Below are 2382 nucleotides of genomic sequence, written 5' to 3'. Positions count from 1 at the left end.
TGCCCGTTGTTCACCCCGGCGCCCTTGGCGAAGTCGCCTTCGCCCTCCTTGCCGCCGTCCCAGCGGCCCGGGCCAAGCAAAAGCTTCACGCCTTCCGGGCCGAGCTTGTCCAGCTTGTCGATCGCGCGCAGGACCGTCAGCCGGCGGCCGCCATTCTCCTCACCGCCGAGGCCGATCGCCTCCAGCACGCCATCCAGCACCTTGCGGTTGTTGACGCGGATGACGTAGTCGCCGCGCTTGATGCCGAGCGCTTCCATGACGTCGGCCATCATCATCGCCATCTCGGCGTCGGCGGCCACGCCCGGCGTGCCGATCGTGTCGGCGTCGAACTGCATGAACTGGCGGAAGCGGCCGGGGCCTGGCTTCTCGTTGCGGAACACCCAGCCGGAGCGATAGCTGCGGTAAGGCTTGGGCAGGCGCTCGTAATTCTCGGCGACGAAACGGGCCGTCGGCGCGGTCAGGTCGTAGCGCAGCGACAGCCACTGGTCGTCATCGTCCTGGAAGGAGAACACGCCTTCGTTCGGCCGGTCCTGGTCGGGCAGGAATTTTCCGAGCGCATCGGTGTATTCGATCAGCGGCTGGTCTGCCGGTTCGAAACCGTAGAGCTCATAGACCGAGCGGATCGTCGCCATCATCTTCTCGACGGCGCGGATGTCCTCGGCGCTGCGGTCGGCAAAACCGCGCGGCAGTCGCGCTTTCGTCTTTTCCGATTTGTCGGCCATGAGCTGGGGTCTTTTTTGCTAAGTAATCGATGACATATTGCGAGTGGGCGTGTCCTAACCGAAGCGGCGAGGACCAGCAAGGGTTTGCACCCTCTCTACGAGGTGGCTAGGAACAGTTCGATAGCTTTGCAAGTACAGCGCCGCCCCTCATCCGCCTGCCGGCACCTTCTCCCCGTATAGTGACGGGGAGAAGAGAGCTGAACGCGGACTCGGGCATTCTCTTGCAACCTGGACGACTGGCGAAACCATCGACGAGGGCGTCCTTCTCCCCGTCGCTATACGGGGAGAAGTGCCCGGCAGGGCGATGAGGGGCGGCGCAGAACGACCAAGATTTGGGCCTACCACCCGAGCCAAGCTCTGAAACAAAACGCAGCGAAAATGAAACAATCCCGCCACGGGTACGGCATCGTGCCGACACAATCGTCGCCGATAAAGCGCGGGAAATGAGGGGTTCGCGGCCATGACCAGCACAGCAAGATTCCACGCCATCGACAGCGATGCCGAATTGCCCGCACGCCTGCGCCCGGCCGACATCAACGCCCCGAAAATGATCAGCCAGGCTGCCGGCCCGTTCGAAGTGCCCGGCGAGACCGGCAAGGGACCATCCATGCGCGACGCGTTGATGACCGGCCTGCTGGTGATCTATCCGACCGTGGCCACGGTGGTGGCGATCGTCGCCGGCCTGGTGCTGGCCAGCGCCAACGGCACCTGAGCCTATTTCGGCCGCCTGAAAGCCTTCCGCTGCTTCTCGACCTCTTTGCGGCAGACGCAGCCCTCGAGGTGGTCGTTGACCAGGCCCATGGCCTGCATGAAGGCGTAGACCGTGGTCGGGCCGACAAAGCTCCAGCCGCGTTTCTTCAGCTCCTTCGAAATCCGCACAGAGACGGCCGTTGTCGGGTTGGCGCGCAGATGGGCGAGGTCGACGATTTGCGGCCGCTCGTCCTTACCGGGTTCGAACTTCCAGAACCAAGCGGCCAGCGAGCCGAATTCGTCGGCCATTTCGCGGGCGCGCTTGGCGTTGTTGATGGTCGAGACGATCTTGCCGCGATGGCGGATGATGCCGGCATTGCCGAGCAGGCGTTCGACATCCTTGTCGGTGAAGGCGGCGACCTTGTCGAACTCGAAATTAGCGAAGGCTTCGCGAAAATTCTCCCGCTTGCGCAGGATGGTCAGCCACGACAGGCCCGACTGAAAGCCTTCGAGGCAGATCTTTTCGAACAGCCTGCGGTCGTCGGCCACAGGCCGGCCCCATTCATGATCGTGGTAGTGCAGATAGTCGGGCAGATTGCCGTGCCAGAAGCAGCGCGCGACACCGTCGGGACCGGCGAGCAGGCCGGTGTTTTCCTTGTCCATAAGCCAAAATCCGTTCGTTAACGCGCTTTTGCGCGGCATTTACTGCGGCTTTACCAGATTCCTGAACCCTGCGGTAACCACACCAAAAGGTTTACCGACAGTTCCGCATTTTACGCATTCCGATTCATGTTTCGGTTGCTGCTTGCGCGCCAATGATCGCCGAACCGGGAGGACGTTTCCACCCGTTTTGTATCAGACGATCAAGGTGCGTTACGATGAAGACAGTTCTGTTTCCCGTGCTCGGCGCCGTGGCTGTGTTTGCCGCCGGCGTCACACCCTCCACCGCCGGCGACCGCTATGCCGACAG

General features: G+C 62.5%; 3 protein-coding genes. 1 reads left to right on the top strand and 2 read right to left on the bottom strand.

Annotated elements, in window-relative coordinates; genetic code table 11:
- A partial coding sequence (locus EOC06_RS36030) for an ATP phosphoribosyltransferase regulatory subunit (protein WP_164898956.1) occupies positions 1–722 on the bottom strand: 722 nt, incomplete at its 3' end.
- Between the two features lie 460 nt (positions 723–1182).
- Between EOC06_RS36030 and EOC06_RS36020 the strand changes: the two genes are divergently transcribed.
- Positions 1183–1434 (top strand): hypothetical protein, encoded by a 252-nt coding sequence (locus EOC06_RS36020; protein ID WP_127268833.1) that lies wholly within the window; start codon positions 1183–1185, stop codon positions 1432–1434.
- Between the two features lie 2 nt (positions 1435–1436).
- On the opposite strand, the gene EOC06_RS36015 is transcribed toward EOC06_RS36020, so the two are convergent.
- Positions 1437–2075, bottom strand: coding sequence for a DNA-3-methyladenine glycosylase I (locus tag EOC06_RS36015; RefSeq protein WP_127268832.1), 639 nt, complete (start codon positions 2073–2075; stop codon positions 1437–1439).
- Between the last annotated feature and the right edge of the window lie 307 nt (positions 2076–2382).

It is taken from the genome of Mesorhizobium sp. M7A.F.Ca.MR.362.00.0.0 (assembly GCF_004023175.1).
Classification (GTDB): Bacteria; Pseudomonadota; Alphaproteobacteria; order Rhizobiales; family Rhizobiaceae; genus Mesorhizobium.
The sequence above is the reverse complement of the archived record's forward strand: the minus strand, read 5'-3'. Positions and strand labels throughout refer to the sequence as shown.